Source organism: Shewanella sp. 10N.286.45.A1, from assembly GCF_041470405.1.
Lineage (GTDB): Bacteria > Pseudomonadota > Gammaproteobacteria > Enterobacterales > Shewanellaceae > Shewanella.
Genome location: NZ_JBFRMK010000176.1, coordinates 19,229 through 40,066, shown reverse-complemented (window position 1 = coordinate 40,066; position 20,838 = coordinate 19,229). Strand labels below are relative to the sequence as shown.

Here is a 20,838-nt window from a genome sequence, read left to right as displayed (position 1 = left end):
GTTTTTGGCTTGCTACTTCTGCGTTGAATAAACTCATAAGGGAACAACCATTATGTCCTTTATCCGCCTTGAATTAGCGTGCTAAAAACGCTCTGAGTAGATCAAATTCTTATACTGATTGGTATTACCTATCACATACAGTAGATCTGGAAACCAATGGATAAAACCGTAGAGAAAAAGCTCACTCACTGGCTCAAGCTACAAAAATCAGCCTGTGGTTATTACCTTAATTTGTCGATTCTATTTGGGGTTTTAACGGGAATTAGCTTGATGTGCCAAGCGTGGCTAATTGCCACTATATTGCAGGGGATCATTATCGATGAACTGCCAAAGTCTGCTTTTACTGACCATTTTTGGCTGCTGCTATTATTGACCATTTTCAGAGGCGTGCTGGCTTTTGCCAGAGAGCGTTCAAGTTTTAAGGCGGGTGCACAACTGCGAGTGCATATGCGGGCTGCAGTTATGGATAAGCTTGCAGCGCTAGGACCAGCCTTTATTCAAGGAAAACCAGCGGGGAGTTGGGCTAGTATTGTTCTTGAACAGGTAGAAGACTTACAAGATTTTTATGCGCGTTACCTGCCGCAAATTGCATTGGCGGGCTTTATTCCACTGATCATTCTAATCGTCGTGTTTCCTATCAACTGGGCGGCGGGGGCTATTTTACTGGCTACAGCACCACTCATTCCAATGTTTATGATCTTGGTGGGAATGGGTGCTGCAGATGCCAACCGCAAGAACTTTGGCGCGCTGGCTCGTTTAAGTGGCCACTTTATGGATAGGCTAAAAGGTTTATCGACTTTAAAGCTGTTTAACCAAGGCGCCAAAGAAGCTAAGGCGATAGAGAAGGCGTCTGAAGAGTTTAGAGAGCGCACCATGTCGGTATTGCGGATGGCGTTTTTAAGCTCAGCGGTGCTTGAGTTTTTTGCCGCGTTATCGATAGCGGTATTGGCGGTCTATTTTGGTTTTAGCTATTTAGGCCATCTAGATTTCGGTCATTACGGTAGTTCGATTAGTTTATTCACTGGCCTATTTGTTCTCATTCTAGCGCCCGAATTTTATCAGCCACTGCGCGATATGGGTACGCACTATCACGCTAAAGCGCAAGCTATTGGCGCTGCAGAAGAGTTGATGGCGCTGCTTGAACACCCTGAACAAGATAAAGCAGATCAGCAAACAGATACTGCTAACTATGAGGGTTCCATCCAAGTAGAGGCTGTTGATTTAGCCGTGTATAGCATGGATGGCACCAAGTTACTTGGCCCGATTAGTTTCTCCCTCGCGGCAGGTGAGCATATTGCGATTGTAGGTAGCAGTGGTGCAGGCAAAACCAGTTTACTTAGTGCTATTTTGGGATTTCTCCCCTACCAAGGCCAGTTAAAAGTGAATGGCACCGAGCTGAATCAGCTTGCTAAACCGTTATGGCGTAAACAGCTCGCTTGGCTTGGACAAGAGCCCCAGTTGTTTTGCGGTACGGTGCGGGAGAATGTTGCCTTAGGCAAGACTGCGCAAGGGCAAATATTAGCTGATGATGACATCAAGGCGTTATTAGCTAAGGCACATATTCTCGACTTTATAGAGTCGCAACCGCAGGGGCTAGATTTTCCAATACAGGAGCAAACTGCTGGGCTATCGGTCGGTCAAGCGCAACGCATTGCGCTCGCAAGGGCATTAGCGCAACAACCTAAACTGTTTGTTTTGGATGAACCTACAGCTAGCCTCGATAGTTTAAGTGAGCAAGCTGTGCAGGGAGCCTTAACCGCAGCAATGCAGCATAGTGGCTGTTTGATGGTCACCCATAGGCTAGAGTCGTTGCATGCAATGGATCGAGTACTCGTGATGGAAAAAGGTCTGTTAGTACAGCAAGGTACTTACGCGCAGCTTGTCGACGTCGACGGGGCATTTAAGCGGATGTTGGCGCAGTCTAATGCAGCCGAGTTCACAAAAAGCCCGACTGAACTCAAGGAGGATAAGTGATGAGAGCATTACTTCCTTACATTAAGCGCTTTAAAAGCCAGTGGTTCATGATGTTTATTGGACTCTTTTTAAGTGTCACCACTTTGATGGCAGGCATAGGTCTATTGTCACTTTCTGGCTGGTTCTTATCGGCTGCAGCTGTCGCAGGACTAACTGTCACTACAGCGCAAATGTTTAACTACTTCACTCCCGCAGGTGGTGTGCGCTTCCTCTCGATTGTGCGCACCGCAAGTCGCTACGGTGAGCGATTAGCGACTCACGAAGCGACATTTAGTTTATTGACTGATTTGCGTTGCTGGGTGTGGAATAAGCTAATGCCCCTTAGCGCTAAAAACCTACAAGGGATCCGTCGCGGCGATCTGTTGAATCGTTTAGTTGCTGATATCGATACCTTAGATCATCTGTATCTGCGCTTATTAACACCGCTACTTGCCTCTTTGTTGATGTTGATGGGCTTGTATTTTTTTGTGTCTTGGTTTGATGCAAAGCTCGCCGTAATCCTCTGCAGCATGTTGTTAGCGGTTTGGCTGCTATTACCGACAGTGTTTTACTTTCTGGGGCGCAAACCAGGGATCGAGCAGCTTGAAACAAAGCGTCAGCTGCGGGTGCAATTATTGGAATACCTACAAGGCCAAGCTGAGTTAACTCTGTTTGGCGCCCAAGAGGTTTACCGTCAGCGCTTGAACACTGCTGAGCGTTTGATGATAGCGAGCCAAAGCCGGATGAATTTGGTGACATCGCTTAGCCAAGCATGTCTGATTTTTTGTCATGGGTTTGCAGTTTTGGTGATGTTGTATGTGGCGGCAGCCGGGGTGGGGGAGTCAATACCTCCTGGGCCTAAACTTGCGATGATTGTGTTTATGACGATGGCGACGATTGAGATGATGATGCCTTTAGCGGGCGCATTTCAGCATCTGTCGGCCTGTAGCTCTGCTGCGACACGCTTAAACCAAGTCGTTGAACAAACACCTGATGTAACTTACGCCGCAGAAAGTCAGTTTGAGATCAGCAAAGGCAATATTGAGCTGTCTGATATTGACTTTGGTTACGATGCTAAGCATCCAGTGCTAAGTGAGCTTAACTTAACTATTCCGGCAGGCGCTAAAGTAGCGCTGCTTGGGCAAACGGGTTGTGGTAAGTCGAGTTTACTGTCGTTAATCACCAGGGAATGGTTGCCACAAAGTGGACAAGTGAAGCTCGATGATCGAGACGCAGCGGCTTATTCAGAACAAGCGTTGCGAGGCGCTATGTCAGTTGTGAGTCAGCGTATCTATCTGTTTAGTGGAACTTTAAGAGAAAATTTGGCGATAGCATTAGAAAATAGCAGCCGTAAAGATGATGACAAGTTGATTGCGGTATTGCAGCAAGTCGGTTTAGGGGCATTGCTGCAAGGTGATAAACCACTCGATAATTGGATTGGAGAAGGTGGTCGCCAGCTTTCTGGTGGCGAGCAACGCAGGATAGGCGTTGCAAGAGCCCTGCTGAGAGATGCGCCATTGTTGCTGCTTGATGAACCTACAGAAGGTTTAGATAAGCAAACTGAACGCGAGGTATTGGAGTTACTATTTAGCTTTGCCAAAGGCAAAACAGTTCTCATGATTAGTCATCGTTTAACGGCCATGTCACGTATGGATACGATTCACCTGATGGAGCAAGGGAGTATTCGTTGTTCTGGTAACCATCAGCAACTGCTTGAAACTGATAGTTACTATGCCAGCTTGCAGCAAAAACTGATTTAACGACTTAATTCTCAGTGTTGTCATATTAAAAAGGGCAGGATGATAATTCTGCCCTTTTTCCACTCTATATTTTAAGCACAATAAAGCTAGACTTTGAACTTAGCTACTCTATCGTTAAGCTCTGCGGCGATAGCAAGCAGTTCATCAGCATTGCTTGCTACGCTATTGGTTTGTGTGGTTAGCAGGTCTGATACCTCTCTCACCGCTTCTGTATTACGACTAATGTCTTCAGACACTGCACGTTGCTCTTCCGCTGCTCCCGCTATTTGAGTTGCCATATCGGAGATCTCTGTAATCGATAACGTTAATTTTTCCAGGTTATCGAGTGCTTTCTCAGAGTTATCAACGCTTTCTACTACGATATTGGTGCTGGTTTTCATGTTACTTACAGCTAGTTGGCTGTTCTTCTGCAGCGTGATAATCATATTGCGGATCTCTTCGGTAGAATCCTGAGTACGGTGACTCAGTACACGAACCTCATCAGCAACCACGGCAAACCCGCGTCCCTGTTCGCCGGCGCGAGCAGCTTCAATTGCAGCGTTCAGTGCAAGCAGGTTAGTTTGCTCGGCAATAGACTGAATCGTAGCCAGCACTAAGTTGATTTCAGTGGTGTTCTGCTCTAACTCAATAATGACATTGGACGCTTGGTTAAGCTGCAGAGATAGTTGGTTGATAGAGCGATTACTTTCACGAATAATCTGCTGCCCTTGTTGGCAGTTCTCTGCCGAGACACTGGCGGCACTGGCAGTGGATTCAGCATGATTGGCAACTTCTCCTGCCGTTGCTGACATCTCATGGATTGCTGTCGCTATTTGATCAATATCTTGGTGTTGCTTATCGATTTGCGCACTGGTCATGCCGACAAGTGTTGAGGAATCATTGGCTTGTTTGGTGAGTTCGTGTGCATTGTTGACGAGCGCTGATACCATCTGCTGCAAAGAGTGCAAGAATGCATTCATGTGCAGTGATAGCGTGCCAATCTCATCAGCTTGCTTGATTTCAAATCGTTGGGTTAGGTCGCCTTGTCCTTTGGATAGATCTTCCAGTGCCAATGTCAATTTTTGCAGCGGTGCAAACATGCGATTCAAAGCCAAAGTTGCTAACGCAAGAATGACAATAAATAATCCAGACATTATCACTAATACTCGGGTGATCTGTTTTTGAACACCGGCATAAGCTAACTGCTCATCTTCCACAATACCTAAGGTCCAGTCTGTACCCGGTATTGCAGTCAATTGTACTAATTTATCTTGTTGAACACGGTGCCAATTAAGTGTGAGAAGCGTCCCTGAGCTACGTGCTTGCTCTACATTGTGAGAATTGAAATAGGGATTAAGCTCGGTCGCAGGCTTAAATAGTTGTTGATGATCATTAAGGGCCAGTATTTTATTGCTGCCATCAATAAGAAATGCAAAACCGTTATTAGGCACTGGTAATTGTTCGACCTGTTCGGTTATACCATCAACCGTCATGTCGGCAGCAACAACACCGCTGTTTACTCCAGAAAAAGCTTTGGCCATTGTCACCACAATACTGCCATCAAAATCGAGATAGGGATCAGTGAAAATCAATTGTTGGCTGCGTTTAGCTTGTTTAAACCAAGGGCGAGTCGTTGGGTCGTAATCGCTAGGCCAGACTTCCTCCTGATTACCATAAACCACATCACCATTATCAAGACCTGCATAAACCGACATGAAACCACCTGCACGTAATGTGAGTAACATTTCCCGTTCGACGTCGATACTTTTACTAATGAGAGATTCATTTGCCAGCAATAAATTACTGCCCATTTGAATATTGGTGGCGATAAAGTTACTGGTGGCAGTACTTGTTTCATTAATTCTATGGGTAATAGTATTTGTGGTTTCTTCAATAAGTTGCGAGATAGATATGTAGGACTGTACAGCACTGATGAACGCACAAGTCAGTAGTATCGCAATTTGAATTTTTCGTTTAATTGTTAGAGTCATTGGATTGATTTTTATCTGCTGTGAAGTTGTGGTTATGCATACTGGTTACGCTTGTGTTTTTGGCGTTAATTGTGCGGCAGTTGCATGCCTTAAAGGGTATTTTTTGCTGATTGTACTTGAGGTGAACAGCAAGGTTTAGCTGAAAATGCTGCTTGAGATCACAGCCTTGAGATTGGGGTTTCTAGATGTTGTAACAATGACAAGTTAACCACAAAAAAAGCCAGGTGTTAGCCTGGCTTTTACTTCAAAACGAAATGTCTTGTTTGCTATATCGTCGCGATCTAGTCTTCACTGTCACCTAAAGACAACAATGTGGCGTTACCACCGATAGCAGTAATATTATTGGTTCTGGTTTTTTCAGTCACAAAGCGTGTTAGGTAGTGTGGACCACCTGCTTTAGGACCGGTACCTGATAAACCTTGACCGCCAAATGGCTGTACACCAACAACTGCGCCAATTTGGTTACGATTGATATACACGTTACCGACGTTAACTTTATCTGCCACTTCAAGTGCGTGACCTTCGTTACGGCTGTGAATTCCCAGTGTTAAACCAAAGCCTGTAGAGTTTATCTCGTCGATAACCTTATTTAGCTCAGATGCTTTGTAACGAATGACGTGCAGAATTGGCCCAAAGTGTTCTTTCTCAAGTACTTTGATGGAATCAATTTCGACTGCCGTTGGGGTAACGAAGTGGCCGTTCTCTGTGCCAGCTGGTAGCTCAATTTGCTTAAGCAGCGTACCAACCTGTTTGATGTGGTCAATATGAGCATTTAGGTTTGCTGCTGCGGTAGCATCAATAACTGGGCCGACGTCAGTTTTCACTGAGCTTGGATCGCCAATAGTTAGCTCCTCCATCGCGCCTTTCATAACATCGAGGACGCGCTCAGCAACATCTTCTTGCAAGAACAGAACTCGCAGCGCTGAACAGCGTTGACCTGCACTGGTAAAAGATGATGCAACAACATCCGTCACCACTTGTTCAGGTTGTGAGGTTGAGTCAACAACCATTGCATTTTGGCCACCGGTTTCAGCAATTAGCGGAATAATGGCACCTTCACGCATCGCTAGCGTGCGGTTAATCAATTTTGCTGTGCCAGTTGAACCGGTAAAGCAAACACCACCAATACGCTCATCACTAGTGATTGCTGAGCCAACAGTCGCGCCAGTACCCGGTAGGAACTGTAGTACCTCTTTTGGAATGCCAGCTTCATGGGCAAGTTGCACCGCACGGTAGCCAACAATAGATGTTTGCTCTGCTGGCTTAGCTACCACAGTATTACCAGCTGCTAATGCTGCAGCAACTTGGCCTAAGAAAATAGCCAGCGGGAAGTTCCATGGGCTAATACAAACAAAAATACCGCGGCCTTGCAGGAATAGCTCATTAAGCTCGCCTGTTGGCCCAGGAAGAAGCTCTGGTTGCCCCATCATCTTCTTCGCTTGTACTGCGTAGTAGCGACAAAAATCGACCGCTTCACGCACTTCATCGATACCATCTTGAATACTCTTGCCCGCTTCACGGGTACAAAGCGCAATCAGCTCTTCACGGTTCTCTTCAAGCAGGTCGGCAAGCTTCTGCAACGCGTTTGCTCGTACTTCAACAGGGGTTGAACACCAGCTAGAGAAAGACGCATCGGCACCAGCAAGCGCTTGTTCAATCGCTTGGTTGTTGGCAAATGCGACTTTACCGACAACTTTAGTGGTATCAAACGGACTGACAATCTCTTTCGTTTCACCACTGAGGGTTTCGCCGTTAACCAATGGTCCAGCAGACCAAGTTGTTTCTTTAAACTTTTCTATTGCCGCAAAAAATGGCGTAGATTCTGAAATGATGTTCATGTTGAGGCCCTTGGAGTTTTTACGCTCAGCACCGAAGATATCTTCCGGTAACACGATTTTGTTGTTAGCCAGGGTTTTGTATCCCTTGAGTGTTGATAGTGGGTGTACCACCAGTGACTCAATAGGCGTATTTGGATCGACCAGCTTGTGCACAAATGATGTATTGGCACCATTTTCAAGTAAGCGTCGAACCAGGTACGGTAGTAGGTCTTTGTGAGCGCCAACTGGTGCATAGATACGTACTGTTTTTACGCCACTTTCTGCAAGCAGTGTGTCGTAAAGCTCTTCACCCATGCCATGCAGACGCTGGAATTCGTAGTTTCTGTCGCCAGCCATTGCGGTAATTGACGCAACAGTTTGGGCGTTGTGGCTAGCAAATTGTGGGTAGATAGCTCCACGTGTCGAATCTGACAGTAAGTATCTAGCACAAGCAAGATAGGACACATCGGTGCCCGCTTTACGGGTATAAAGTGGGTAACCCGCTTCACCGTTTTCTTGTGACCACTTAAGTTCGCTGTCCCAGTATGCGCCTTTAACAAGACGCAGAGGGATCTCATCACCTTGAATCTTAGCTAGGCGAGTTAACCAACAAAGTACGGGCAGGGCGCGTTTTGAATATGCCTGAACGACAATACCCAATAGCCCCCAGCCTTTAGCTGCTTCTGAATTATAGAGACGTTGGAAAAGCTGCAATGATAGCTCGAGACGATCCATCTCTTCAGCATCAATCGATACACCGACGTTTAGTGAACGCGCCTGCTTGATAAGCAGGATTAACGTGTCATGCAGCTCTGTTAGTGTTCTATCTTCGTTGGCAACCTCATACCGCGGGTGTAACGCAGAAAGCTTAATAGAGATTGTAGGGCGAGGCGCTTCACTCTCGTCATATTCCTGAGCACCGAGAGCGGCGATGGCACTTGAGTAATCGTCGAAGTATTTAGCGGCATCTTTTTTAGTTAATGCCGCTTCACCGAGCATATCGTAACTGTGGGTATAACCCAGTTTGCGCTTATCAACGCTATTTTTTAGCGCTTCTTTCACGCTACGGCCTAGTACAAACTGCTTACCCATAATCTTCATCGCTGCAAGCATCGCTTGGCGGATAACAGGCTCGCCCATTTTATTGACTAAACGGTTTAGTAGGTTACTCGGTCGGCCATCTGTTTTTTGGTCAAGCTTAACGATTTTACCAGTAAGCATTAAGCCCCATGTAGAGGCGTTGACCAACACAGAATCGCTCTTACTTATGTGTTCATCCCATTTTGCACCCGATAATTTATCTTCAATCAAGGCGTCAGCTGTTGCTGAGTCAGGAATACGTAAAAGTGCTTCAGCAAGACACATTAAAATAATGCCTTCCTGAGTTTCTAAGCTATATTGCTGTAAAAATGCGTCAATACCGACCATCAGGCCTTTTTTATCGTATTGACGAACTTTATTGACTAATTCGTGTGCACGATTTGTCACACGGTCGATCTCTTCATCGCTGGACGGAACCAGTTTTATCAATTCTGATAAATATTGTTCTTCGTCAACGATGTAATTATCGCTGATCGCTTTGAACAGTTCGTTGAGATCGGCTGAGTCGTAATGACCAGCTAGTACTTCACTCGCTTTGAACATATTAATCACTTCCATCTTGGCCGTAAGGCATATTGCTGGGATGTTGTCACGACAAGAGCTTTGTTGTTATTTTTGTATACAATCCAAGGTCTCCGCGCGGCCGATTATACCTGCAAAATGTGACGAGCGACACCTTTGTGAATCGTTGTGTGATGTTTGTTTGATTTGGCGTTGTGCGTGTGTGGGCTAGGCCACTTGTAGCGGGAGTTGTTGCGAATAAAATAAAAAGCCAGCGTTTAAAAACACTGGCTGTAAACGGCGGATATTACTGTTTTTTTACCAACGATTTTTAGGCTTGCGCTGTGGTCTTGGCAGGTAAACGATAATGATCCCCAAAATGAGACCGCCAGCAGCGATAAAGCCACCTTGCTTCCACATTTCGAAACGTTCATTTTTTTGCATACTGGCAAGTTTCACTTGAGCGCTATCTCGCTCCTGTGTTGCACTTGCTAATTCTCTTTGGGCTTTAGATAACTGAGACTTTATTTGATTCAACTCTTGTACGCTAGCATCTGTAGTTGTCAGTGCAGTCGATAAGTCAGCTTTAGTCTGTTCAAGCTCAGCTTGAAGTGCTGGCAGTTGCTCACGCAAACTGACCTTAGCGCTAAGCATTTTTGTTTGAACCCAGCCCTCACGACCCTTGTGGTCAATAATTTTGCTGTAATCGCCTTGTGCTTCGCCTAATGACGTTACCTTTTGACCTGCTTCTACACTGCCTAGTATCCGGAACTGTGTTCCAGGGCCACCATGGAGGTAAATAAAAACATCATCTGAGATGTAACTTGTTTGGTTTGCAGCAAATAAAGAGGGGGAAAGCAGTAATGCTCCCACAATAGTTAAAATTCTTAACACCAATCTATTCTCATCAATGAAATTTAGCCAACATGCTAGGGATTTAAAGGGCCTAATGCAAGAGGCAATAAGGGGTATAAAACGTAAAAAGGGAGCTTGATACAAATATTATCAAACTCCCTTGATGAAATAGCAGAGTATTTCTATGCCATTAGTGCATGTATTTAGTTAAAAATACCTTTAATCATGAAGAAGAACATGATTGAAAGTGCAGCACCAGCGGGTAGTGTCACAACCCAAGACACAACGATGTTGCGTACAACACCAATATTAATTGCAGCAATACCACGTGCCATACCGACACCTAGCACAGCACCAACTAAGGTTTGTGTCGTTGAGATTGGTAGACCTGTACCCGATGCGATAACAACAGTCGATGCAGCGGCAAGCTCTGCAGCAAAACCACGACTTGGTGTTAAGTGGGTAATGTTCTTACCAATGGTTTGCATTACACGCTTACCAAATATGGCCAAACCTAGCACGATACCGACAGCACCAAGAGGTAGAATCCACCATACAAGCGGCGCTTTACTGCTGATTTCGCCACCACTGTTAACAACAGAAACAACTGCTGCTAGTGGACCAATCGCGTTAGCTACATCGTTTGAACCATGGGCGAAAGCCATACAACATGCGGTGACAACCATCAAGATAGCGAACACTTTTTCAACGTTGCCAAACTGAGTTTGACGGTCCGCTTTGCTATCCATTTTAAGACGCTTAATCGCTATCATGCCACCAACGCCGACGAGTCCGGCGATAACAACAGCAAGTGCGTAAGCTTCTAGGTTACTGAAGTGTAGACCTACATGCTTAAGACCTTTAGTGATAGTCACAAGTGACATCACAAAGCCAGCTAGAGCCATATAGAAGGGCACATAACGTTTAGCATTTTCTAATGGATTATCAGTATTGAAGATGAGCTTCTGTACACTTTGGAATATCATAAAGGCGATAAAGCCAGATATTGCCGGTGTAACAACCCAAGAACCTACGATTCCGCCAACCTTGCCCCATTCAACTGCATCTGTTCCAACACCAACCGCTGCGAAGCCAACAATGGCGCCAACAATCGAGTGAGTCGTGGAAACAGGCCAGCCTAATGCTGAAGCGGCGATAAGCCAGAGACCAGCAGCTAGCAAAGACGCTATCATGCCGTAAACGAGCAGTTCAGGTTGTTCAATAAAGAACGTTGAGTCAATAATACCTTTACGAATTGTGCTGGTGACTTCGCCACCTGCTAAATACGCACCTGCAAACTCAAAAATCATAGCGATAATGATCGCTTGTTTAATTGTAATCGCATTGGAACCTACAGAGGTTCCCATTGCATTGGCTACATCATTGGCGCCAATACCCCATGCCATTAAAAAACCAAACAGAGCCGCTATGCCAATAAGCCATGGGCCGTTGGTGACTAATACATCAACCATGTTATTACCTTGATAATCTTTTGATTAGACGCGAGCTAACATTAGCTCTAGGCGGGAACCGACTCGCTCGGCAAGATCTGCCAAGTCGCCAACCCACTCAATTATCTTGTAGAGGAACATTACATCTACAGGGTTTAATTCAGACTCGATAGCAAAAAGCTGCCTACGGATCTTAATTTGTAAGTCATCAGTGTCATCTTCAATAGAATCTAGTTCACTGATCATTTTTGCCACAAGATCCACTTCACGGCCTCTAAAACCTGTTTCTAGTAGGTCATCGAGTTCGTTAATTGCTTCTTTTGACAAAGCAACTGCATCAATACAGCGCTGCAAATAAGCAATAAAGGGTTCTTGAATTGCATGAGGGACAACAAGTTGACGGCCAATGATACGGCCGGAGATGTCTTTCGCTTTGTTAGCGATCTTATCTTGCTGGGTTAGTAGCTCCAGTAAGTCAGTACGCTCGACTGGCATAAACAAACCACCGGGCAGAGTTAAGCGGATTTCACGTTTTAGTGAATCAGCTTCTTGCTCTGCAAAGCTTATTTGCTTGCGCAGTTGAACAGCTTTGTCCCAGTCACCTGAGGCAGTAGCTTCGAAAAATGGGACAAGAGTAGACGCACTGTCATACACTTTGTCGATATGCTCTTGAAGAGGCTTAATTGGCGATTTTGCAAACACGCCCAAAATAGAGTTTACTGGCATTGCCGTTTACCTATTTAGGTTATTCCAATATTGGAAAAAGCGGGCGCATGTTAACCCAAGCGGCCGCGTAAGAAAACTGTGTTTTGTATTTAACTAAACAGTTTTTTATTCTAACGAGTTATATCTTAACTGCAAAGCGAATCCTACGGCGTTTTTATTACAAAAATATTACACTGTGTAGATTTAGTGACAGATTGATTAAATTTTGATGACAAGGTGAAAAAAAGAGAGATGGAAGCTGAGATAGAACTCAAACTTTTCTTTAATGAGAAACAGAAAGAAAAGCTTATAAATCTGTTAGATAGTATACCTAACTCAGATGCTAAGGGCTGTGAAAAACTAACCAATGGTTATTTTGAAACACCTGAGCTTACTTTACGCCAGTGGGATATGGGTTTACGTGTTCGTGGTATAAATAATCACCGAGAGCAAACGATTAAGACAGCAGGTCGGGTTGTGGGCGGCATTCATTCCCGACCTGAATTTAATGTTGATATTGATCACGACTTTCCTAAATTAAATTTATTCCCGAACAAAATTTGGCCAGAAGGTGCTGATATTGAACAGGCACAGTCAACATTATGCTGTCTATTTAATACCGATTTCGTCCGTCAAAAGTGGCATGTTTTTGTTGAAGATAGTTTAGTTGAGGTCGCTTTGGATATCGGTGAAATCAGTGTGGATGATCGCTCTGAACCTATTTGTGAATTAGAATTTGAACTACTTGCCGGTGATACCAACGCATTGCTGGTACTCGCTGGCATCGTCAGCAGAGAAATCCCTGTAAGGTTAGGTAAAGCAAGTAAAGCACAGCGTGGTTACCAATTAGCAGCGCAGGCAAGTCCATTTAACTTGGAAGTGTTAGACTTTATTGCGTTAAAGCCAGAGCAAAACCTTAAACAGGTCGCTATCAACCTGCTTGAAGTAGGGCTAGATAGGTGGCAGCAGCTTGAAGCTATGATTCTGGATGTAGCACTTAATCCCGTAGAATTACCGATGCTATGCTATCGACTAAGAGCTTGCATTCGTTTGCTTCGAAGTACCTTATCGCAATTTGCATTGCTGGCAGATGATTTTGAGCAAGACTTTGATTGCATTGAGCAAAGGCTGAGCTTTATCGAAGAGTCTTTGAGCCTCTATTCGATTGTTGAGAAAAAAGCATCACTGATTGCAAAATTGCCAATGCAGGCGGCACTTGCCGATATTGCGCACGAAAAGTTACAACAACTCGACATTCCTGCACAGTTTACCAATTTGTTGGATGATATATGTTACGGCAGGCTTCAGGTACATCTTGTTGATCTATTGATGCAAATTAGCCTTGGCAGCGTGGTAATAGCGAAAGAGTTAGGCCTAAGAGACTTTGCTGATAAGTTACAAGAGAAGTCATGGCAAAAGATTTTGGAAGTGATGCCAATAGATGACGATTTAAGCAGCCGAGATTACCTGTCGGTGGCAAAAGCGCTCGATAATAGTATGTTTGTCGGGGTGGCTTATGGAGAGCTTTACTCAAACAAGTCACGCGATCAATTTAGAACGCCTTGGCAAGACTTGGCTTTAGGCATAAGAACGTTAGCCGCTTACCGCCAATTAAAGCAGATTAGTGAATTGGCTTATATTGATATTAGCGATTGGCTAGAAAATAAAGAGTTAAGTTTGGTGCAAGCAATGGAGCTTTCTCGTCGCAGTGCGATGAAGAACGAACCATACTGGCGCTAATTAAACACTGCTTAACTTTTAAATAGCTCTATAACAAAAAGCCCACTGTAAAGTGGGCTTAATTATGCCAAATACAGAGTTAGAAGCTGTAAGTTAGGCCGATAACGCTCTTAGTTTCCCATTCGTCGTTAAGTGTCTTTTTCATTAGTTCTGCTTTCGGTTCGCCAGTATCTGCCTGGCCGACTTTGGCATAGACTTTGAAGTTGTCAGACACTTGGTAACCCGCTACTGCGAATATTTCACGTTTTTCATCTTTAAGACCCTCGAAACGGTCTTGAGTAAATGAAGCTTCAATACCTGCACTTAGGCCATTGTCAAACTGGTAGCCAGTACCAATTTCAGCGCGGTACTCTTTGACTGTGCTGTTAATTACAGCAGGGTCGTTTTTTGTTAATTCTGGACCCGATTTAATGCGGTCTTTGCGCATTGCACGACCTTCAACGTAGGCGTAGAAATTGTCAAAGTTAGTTTGTACCTTGATACCACCACCTAGGCCGCCATTATCAAAGCCTTCGCGTTTGCCATCTTCAAAATTACGCTCTCCAGAATATGCCGCTTCAGCTGAGAAGAAAGGGATGACTGAGACTGCGCCAAAGTTAAAGTCATAACCTAGTTGTGTTTCAACGTTTGCATGCTTGTCTTGGGTGGTGTATTCCGCTTCAATCTTACCCGTTACACCATTCATAACGTCAGCATTTGCTGCGCCGATTGAACCGAAAGTAAGTGCTGCTAATGTTGATAATGCAATAAGTGATTTTTTCATGTTCGTATCATCCGAAGTAAATGACAAATTATTTTGTCTATTAGTTAAAGTGTATTTAAAACTTCTTAATCTATTGAAATTAGTAGTTTTAAGTTTCGACTTCGCTTTTGCTTTTGGCGTTAAGTTTGTCGAGTGAGGCTAGTATCTACGAAACTTTGAATAGAATGGAGTTGGTTACTATATGGATATCGAATAGGTTGTTTGGGTAAGAGGAGAGAGATTTAAGACGCCATCATATTTCTTTTTATAGCGAAGTTATTTTGAACGTCGTTTTGATAGTTGCTTTAGGCACACTCTAAATGCTGTATAGAGGTTTTACTTTGAGTAGGGGGATTTGTAGCAAGGTTACAGCTGGCGCTAACTTGCTATGAAGTTAGCGCAAAAAGGTTAATCTTTACTTTTTATCGACTCTTTTAATGCTGCTATCTCTTTTAATAACATCTGCTGATTCGCTTCCATTCGGGCTAGGCTATTATGAAGTTCAGAGCGGATCTCTTCACTATGGGATTCTAACTTTTCTGATTCATCTGGAGAGACAAAAACTGATGCCATGTAACCGGAAATCACACCAAAAAAGCTCACACCACAGACAATAACCACGCCGCCGATGATATGGCCTGCAGTCGTAACGGGATAATAATCGCCATAACCCACCGTTGATATTGTCACTAGCGCCCACCAAATTGCATCTTCAGCAGTTTCAATATTCGCGCCTTCAACTCCGCTTTCGACAATAAGCACCAACACTGATGCGAAAGTTAAAATGGTTATTAGCGCAACCAGTAAGCTTGCAAGAGTGGCCTGACGGCGCTGTTTTACCATGGGCACGATTAATGAGCGGGTCATGCGAATAAGTCTTACAACGCGGAGGATTTGAAATAGGCGTGCCATCCTAAGGGCTTCAATAGCTGGGATACTGGCTACAAAATCTATCCAGTGATGTTTAAAATACAACATCTTGCTGTCAGCTTTGAACAAACCATAGAAAAAGTGCGACATAAAGATAAGGCAGATGCTGGTATCGATGAAAAACAGTAAACGACGAGTTTCTCCATCTAGCCCGCCAAAGGTCAGTACTAGCACCACAACCACTGACAACAGTGACAAAATCATCATTGCGAGTTGGAAAGGGGTTGGTGGCGTTTCAGGTTGTATTAGCCAGCGCTTCTCTGTGGTCATTTTTCGATCCGTCGTTATTACAGTGCGATCCCTTTAGCGACAAGTCTAATCGTCTGAACTAAATTGGATTAAATCATCTAAAACGTGCTTTTTGATCTCTAATTGTTGCTCTGCGCTCAAGTTATACTTCTGGGCAAGTTGCGCGTAATCATCAGTACTTAAAGAAACGGTAAGCCGAGGACGCTTTGGGCGCTTGGTAACGGTTAAACCAAGAATATCTCTGATTTGATCAGAAGGGCTAACACCCGCGTCGAGTGCTGCTTTGCGAATGGCATATTGAAATTTTTCGTCCAAATCAAAGGCAATTTGCGTTGCCTTGGCAGCTTTTTGGTTTTGTTGCCATTGCTCAGGCAAGGTGTTTTTGGGTTTGCTCATGTGTCAGGTATTACCTTTCCATTGGATCTGCTTTATCAGTTTATGCTATCACTCATAGACTCAGAAATAAAAAAGGTTCTAAACCTTTAAGTTTAGAACCTTTCATTTATTCACCTGGCCAGTAGTCTCGTATGTCAGACAGAGGACGATAAAGGGTCAACATGACATCGGTTTCACCGCCATCATAGACTTCTATATCAATGGCTTTATCTTCGTCGTCATCCAGTAATTGGTATGATTCAAAAGGGTCCCCCGTTGCACCATCTGCTTCTTGAGGTGGCTTTTTACCGCGATAATCTTGACGGTGAAAATAACCAAAACCTGCAAAACTTACCTGATGATATTGCGGTGATAACCATTGTTCAAACTCTGTAGATAATTCAGCTGACAACTCTTTAGTCGTCAATTCTGCTTTACCTGGCTCTTCAAAAATGGCGCTAAATTGCTCCAAATCGAAAAGCTGATCTACCAAGCCGCGGTTAACCTTAATCGACAAGGCGAGGTAGGTTTCATCATCTTCATCGAGTCCGAGGAAGATGGTGTCGCTACCATGACCTTTAAGCACCCATTCAGTTTGTTGTTTACGTTCATACTCATAGGTATTGACCGCTTCAACTCGCAGTTGCTGACCCCGCAGTTGCGGAGGCAGCGCAAAGCTATCATCAAGGGAGATCATATCTCCCTTATTTAACTTTGATGGGTGATCGAGTTGACGTTTAGGTTCCTCTTTCTTGCCAAATAGGCTACTTAGAAATCCCACGTCACTCTCCTTTAGCCTTTACGGGCTTTAATGCGATCAAGTACAGCGTTAGCGTTAGACTTCTGCTCACCAATACCAGCTTCAGCTAGCTTATCGTGCAAGGCTTTATCGCTATTTTCTTCCGCTAAAGTCTCAGAGGCTTTAAGACGGTCATCAAATGATTGCTGACGAGCCTTGATGCGCTCTAATGAGTCTTTAGCATTAAGCAGTTTAGAGTTGCTACCCGCAAATGAGTCAGTAATTGTCGCTGTCGCTTTTTGTACGCTTTCAGTGGTTTTAACCATTGTTAGCTGACGTTGGTAATCAGTGACTTGACGTTCAGTTTTACGCACTAGCTCTTTTAAACGAGTAGCATGTGCGCCAAAGCTTTCGTTGGCTGACTGTTGGTCATTTAGCTCTTGGTCTAGTTCAGCGATTTTCTCAGCCACTTCTAGTGCCAGTGCTTCGTTACCTTTTTCAAGTGCTTGTGCTACGTAGCCTTCATGTTCTGCTACAGCACGCTTTAAGCGGTCAACTTCGCGGCTAGCTTGCATCTCTTTAGCCATCACTTCAGTTAGGTCGCGTTTTGCTTTAGTAAGGTGCTTTTCAGCATCACGGATCTCTTGTTCAAAAATACGTGTTGAGTTAGCGTCTACAATACCTTGGCCAACTTCAGTTGCGCCACCACGAAAAGCAGTAAGAATTTTGTTTAGAATGCCCATAATGTGGCTCCTTTATTTAAGGTAGTCGACGAGTTCGTCGATAACTTCAAGACAGTTGTCAGATAGAACAGACAGTTCTTGCTCTATCTCTTCCATGCTTGATTGCACAGATAGCGCGCCGTAAACCACATACTTGTCATCGATCTTTGCAAATGACGAAAGTGGCATTGGGATGTTGAGTTCTAACATGGTCTCAAACATCTCACTACGACGCTCTTGATTCACTTCATCCTCGCCCCATAAATAGCTGATGCAAAGGATTTGGTTGTCCGTAACCGATACGAATACGGGGATCTCTTCTCGGCCAACAACGTTAACCTGCAAGACTTCCACGTCGCCATCAATTGGATAACAATCAAATTGAAAGCCAGTATGGCTATTGTCGCCAAGTTCATTTAGATGGTTGGCAATGTTGTGGATATTCATATTTGTCCTCATTGACATATTATGTCTGCGATTAAAGATACCACTGAGACATAATATGTCAAGCGCTATCTTCAGTGTTTAAAAATAAACCTTACTGATTTTCTAGCCAAGCCTGCTGGTGGTACTGATACAGCTGGCTTGAGCCTAAGGTATTGGGTTTAATTGTTTGCTTGTCGATATAAAAATTACCCGGAAAAGCAAAAGCTGCATGCATCAGCTCAGGGGTAAACCAAGCATCGTCTATAGGCAGTTGCTGTATCTCATTTAGCCTAGATTTGGCACTTTTGCCACTTAAAGTGGCAATGGTCCAACCCCATTCACCAAAGCTAGGTACATTATGGTGGTACTGGTCAACTTTAAAGCCTGCTAGCTCTAAGGTATTACCGACAGAGATAAATGCGTTCGGTGCATGATACGGCGATGTTGACTGTACCGTTAAGGCAGCATCACGACTCATAAGTTCCTTAAGCTTTAAATAGAAAGCATCGGAATAGAGCTTATTAAGATCCGGATGGCTAGGATCGGGAAGGTCGACAATAATTGCATCGAACTTCTCCTCGTTTTTAAGCAGTTTATCGACACCATTAAACGCATCATCAAAGATTAATCTTACTCGCGGATCATTTAGCGCGTCTTTATTAAGCGACATCAAGGCTTGGGATAAATGTGCCGGCATATCGGTATCCGGATTTTTGAATAGCTTAACCAGCTCTTCATCCAAATCCATCAAAGTGACTTGCTTAGGTTGCCACTTAAGCACTTGAGTGAGCCCTAAGCCATCTCCACCACCAATGATCAATACTTTGTCATGGCGGGCGCTGGCAGCCAATGTTGGGTGCACTAAAAAAGAGTGATAGATATGCTCGTCACTGCTGGCGAACTGCAAGCGGCCATTAATATAGAGCGAGTGAACAGGGCCTAAACCATTACCCCTAAGGCGTTCAGTGAAAGTCAGTTGCTGAAAACGTGTCGCCTTGGCGTAAACCACATTGTCTTTATAAAGCAGGTTATTAAAGCTTTGCTCCCAAGTCGGGCCATGCAATGCCAGCATAATGAGTATACCGGTGGCCGCTATGTGTCCTGCTAGCAGTATTTTTACATGGCGGATCTGTGCCCAAAAGCGCCAGATAAACAGTAAACCCGCGAGTAGATTAAAACTAGCGGTTAACGCTGCCGCTAATTGGATATCAATGGCGAGCATAAACATCACCCAAATAGCCGCGCCAATGCCTGCGCCGATATAATCAGCACCATAGATAGTGCCAGCGTTATGCATCAGGTGAGCTTCTGATAGAGCTTGGCGTACTCGGGCAATGAGCGGGATCTCCATCCCAATCATTAAGCCTAACAACACGCCCCAAAAGTAGGGTAAGTACTCACTGAGTTTCTGTAAGGTACCAATAAAGCCACCATCAGGTAGCTGATCGCTGGGAAGGCCGAGTGTTTGGGCCACAATTAATGGCAGTTGCTGGCCGAAGCCAATGACCGCGGCAGTGATTAAAATGGCTAATGAGCCACATAAGGCGACAGTGAGCTCAAGTACCGCAAAGCCGGTGAACGCACAACGGATCTTACGCGCCGCAAAAGCACCGATGCCCATAGAGACAATCATCAGCCCTATCATGGTGTAAATAGCGGCTTCTAGTGCACCAAGAATGCGGCCGGCATAATGGGATAACAAGTATTCGTAGATCAGGCCACAGCCTGCAAGTACTGCCATTATTCCAAGCAGTAGTACGTCATCAAACCAGCCAAGTTTGCCTGGTTTTGCAGTGTTTGGCGCTAAGGTGTCTTTTTGAGAGCTGTTTGGCATGCTAAGTCTATTGGGTTAACTGTATGATGAAAATGGGAGCAATGTTGCTCCCATTTTTAGCGGGTGATTAGGCCATCAATGCTGCGAGAATAAGCGCTATAGAGACACTGATCGCCATTTCAACAGCGGCAACGCCGACATTATGTTGCTTCTCTACTTCATCAAACAGGTTGATGTTAGCGAGCACTAACTTTTTGACTATTTTTATCAAAATAGACAGTGAAAGCAGCATAATGACTGAGAATATCAACCAACCAATTAAGTTAGCAACATAGGCTTCTGGATTGAAAATAATAAAGTGACTTGCAGCATTGAAACTGAATGCCATTGCTAACATGTATCCAGCGTGTCTAATAGCCAGTGCCGTGTGTCCTTGGGCTAATGCCTCTTGCATTGAGGCGCCTTGGTTACGCTTAGCATAACGATTGGCACGCACACGAGTTAGGATCACTAGCATTAACTGCGAGATAGCAAAGGCACTAAAGATAGCGATGAAGGTGTAGACGGTTAGATCTTCTGCCCACATCAATACCGAGCGAATAATAATTGCGGTCGCGATAGCGGCGGCGGCATCTACAATCGCGACAGACACATTGCCCTTTACGATGAGTGCATTCTTATCAATCTCATTCAGAGCAACTTTGTCATGTAAAAAACGACCAAGTTTGATGAGGAATAAACCAAACAAGCCATAAGCACTCATGCCAATCGCTTCGACCAAGTATGATTCAGCCGCCTCACCAGTTATCGCACCTGTAAGTACAATACCTAGCGCAGCTACAGCACCTGCCGTGCTGATCCCAAAAGCAAAGTTATCATTCTCAGCAAGTTCATGGCGGCTATTAACTTTAACGGTCCAGCCCTGTAGATAGCGCATTAAGGTCAGTAGCAGTACAGCGATTGTAAGATCAATCGCTAAAATAATCAGTAGATCTGGCGTGATGCCGTTGTTTAGAAAAAATGTCATT

16 protein-coding genes are annotated in these 20,838 nt (G+C 44.4%); 3 read left to right on the top strand and 13 right to left on the bottom strand.

Translation table 11 applies throughout. From position 1 onward, the window contains the following. Positions 1 to 156: 156 nt before the first annotated feature. Both cydD and cydC read left to right on the top strand, forming a co-directional pair. Positions 157 to 1,974 carry a heme ABC transporter permease/ATP-binding protein CydD gene (gene cydD, locus AB4238_RS13975; protein WP_372033969.1) on the top strand — a complete coding sequence of 606 codons (1,818 nt, stop codon included), beginning with the start codon at positions 157 to 159 and terminating at the stop codon, positions 1,972 to 1,974. After that, positions 1,974 to 3,713, top strand: coding sequence for a heme ABC transporter ATP-binding protein/permease CydC (gene cydC / locus AB4238_RS13970; protein WP_372033968.1), 1,740 nt, complete (start codon positions 1,974 to 1,976; stop codon positions 3,711 to 3,713). Before cydD ends, cydC begins: the two co-directional genes overlap by 1 nt. A gap of 86 nt (positions 3,714 to 3,799) precedes the next feature. Here cydC and AB4238_RS13965 read toward each other — a convergent pair whose 3' ends face one another. The 5 genes from AB4238_RS13965 to AB4238_RS13945 all read right to left on the bottom strand — a co-directional run bounded on the left by AB4238_RS13965 (position 3,800) and on the right by AB4238_RS13945 (position 12,134). After that, positions 3,800 to 5,683, bottom strand: coding sequence for a methyl-accepting chemotaxis protein (locus tag AB4238_RS13965; RefSeq protein WP_372033967.1), 1,884 nt, complete (start codon positions 5,681 to 5,683; stop codon positions 3,800 to 3,802). Positions 5,684 to 5,964: 281 nt separating this feature from the next. Next, positions 5,965 to 9,159 (bottom strand): bifunctional proline dehydrogenase/L-glutamate gamma-semialdehyde dehydrogenase PutA, encoded by a 3,195-nt coding sequence (gene putA, locus AB4238_RS13960; protein ID WP_372033966.1) that lies wholly within the window; start codon positions 9,157 to 9,159, stop codon positions 5,965 to 5,967. A gap of 261 nt (positions 9,160 to 9,420) precedes the next feature. Next, positions 9,421 to 9,996, bottom strand: a complete 576-nt coding sequence (locus AB4238_RS13955) for a TIGR04211 family SH3 domain-containing protein (RefSeq protein WP_371992231.1) — start codon at positions 9,994 to 9,996, stop codon at positions 9,421 to 9,423. Positions 9,997 to 10,160: 164 nt separating this feature from the next. Beyond that, entirely contained in the window at positions 10,161 to 11,429 is a 1,269-nt protein-coding gene (locus tag AB4238_RS13950) for an inorganic phosphate transporter (RefSeq protein ID WP_372033965.1), read from the bottom strand. Positions 11,430 to 11,453: 24 nt separating this feature from the next. Next, positions 11,454 to 12,134, bottom strand: coding sequence for a TIGR00153 family protein (locus AB4238_RS13945; protein WP_372033964.1), 681 nt, complete (start codon positions 12,132 to 12,134; stop codon positions 11,454 to 11,456). 231 nt (positions 12,135 to 12,365) lie between these two features. On the opposite strand from AB4238_RS13945, the gene AB4238_RS13940 reads away from it, so the two are divergent. Continuing rightward, on the top strand, positions 12,366 to 13,853 hold the full coding sequence (locus tag AB4238_RS13940) for an inorganic triphosphatase (RefSeq protein WP_372033972.1): 1,488 nt from the start codon (positions 12,366 to 12,368) through the stop codon (positions 13,851 to 13,853). Positions 13,854 to 13,932: 79 nt separating this feature from the next. Here AB4238_RS13940 and AB4238_RS13935 read toward each other — a convergent pair whose 3' ends face one another. The 8 genes from AB4238_RS13935 to AB4238_RS13900 form a co-directional block, all read right to left on the bottom strand. Then, complete coding sequence (locus AB4238_RS13935) at positions 13,933 to 14,616, bottom strand: hypothetical protein (RefSeq protein WP_372033963.1); 684 nt, start codon at positions 14,614 to 14,616, stop codon at positions 13,933 to 13,935. A 387-nt stretch (positions 14,617 to 15,003) separates the two neighbouring features. Next, positions 15,004 to 15,795, bottom strand: a complete 792-nt coding sequence (locus tag AB4238_RS13930) for a potassium channel family protein (RefSeq protein ID WP_372033962.1) — start codon at positions 15,793 to 15,795, stop codon at positions 15,004 to 15,006. 45 nt (positions 15,796 to 15,840) lie between these two features. Continuing rightward, on the bottom strand, positions 15,841 to 16,170 hold the full coding sequence (locus AB4238_RS13925; RefSeq protein ID WP_372033961.1) for a hypothetical protein: 330 nt from the start codon (positions 16,168 to 16,170) through the stop codon (positions 15,841 to 15,843). 106 nt (positions 16,171 to 16,276) lie between these two features. After that, entirely contained in the window at positions 16,277 to 16,930 is a 654-nt protein-coding gene (locus tag AB4238_RS13920) for a hypothetical protein (RefSeq protein WP_372033960.1), read from the bottom strand. A gap of 11 nt (positions 16,931 to 16,941) precedes the next feature. After that, entirely contained in the window at positions 16,942 to 17,631 is a 690-nt protein-coding gene (locus AB4238_RS13915) for a PspA/IM30 family protein (protein ID WP_220736528.1), read from the bottom strand. A 12-nt stretch (positions 17,632 to 17,643) separates the two neighbouring features. Then, the gene (locus AB4238_RS13910) at positions 17,644 to 18,057 is read right to left on the bottom strand and encodes a YjfI family protein (protein WP_220736527.1); all 414 of its coding nucleotides are present in this window, start codon (positions 18,055 to 18,057) and stop codon (positions 17,644 to 17,646) included. A gap of 91 nt (positions 18,058 to 18,148) precedes the next feature. Then, entirely contained in the window at positions 18,149 to 19,870 is a 1,722-nt protein-coding gene (locus AB4238_RS13905; RefSeq protein WP_372033959.1) for a polyamine aminopropyltransferase, read from the bottom strand. Between the two features lie 67 nt (positions 19,871 to 19,937). Continuing rightward, entirely contained in the window at positions 19,938 to 20,837 is a 900-nt protein-coding gene (locus tag AB4238_RS13900) for a DUF350 domain-containing protein (RefSeq protein ID WP_372033958.1), read from the bottom strand. Between the last annotated feature and the right edge of the window lies 1 nt (position 20,838).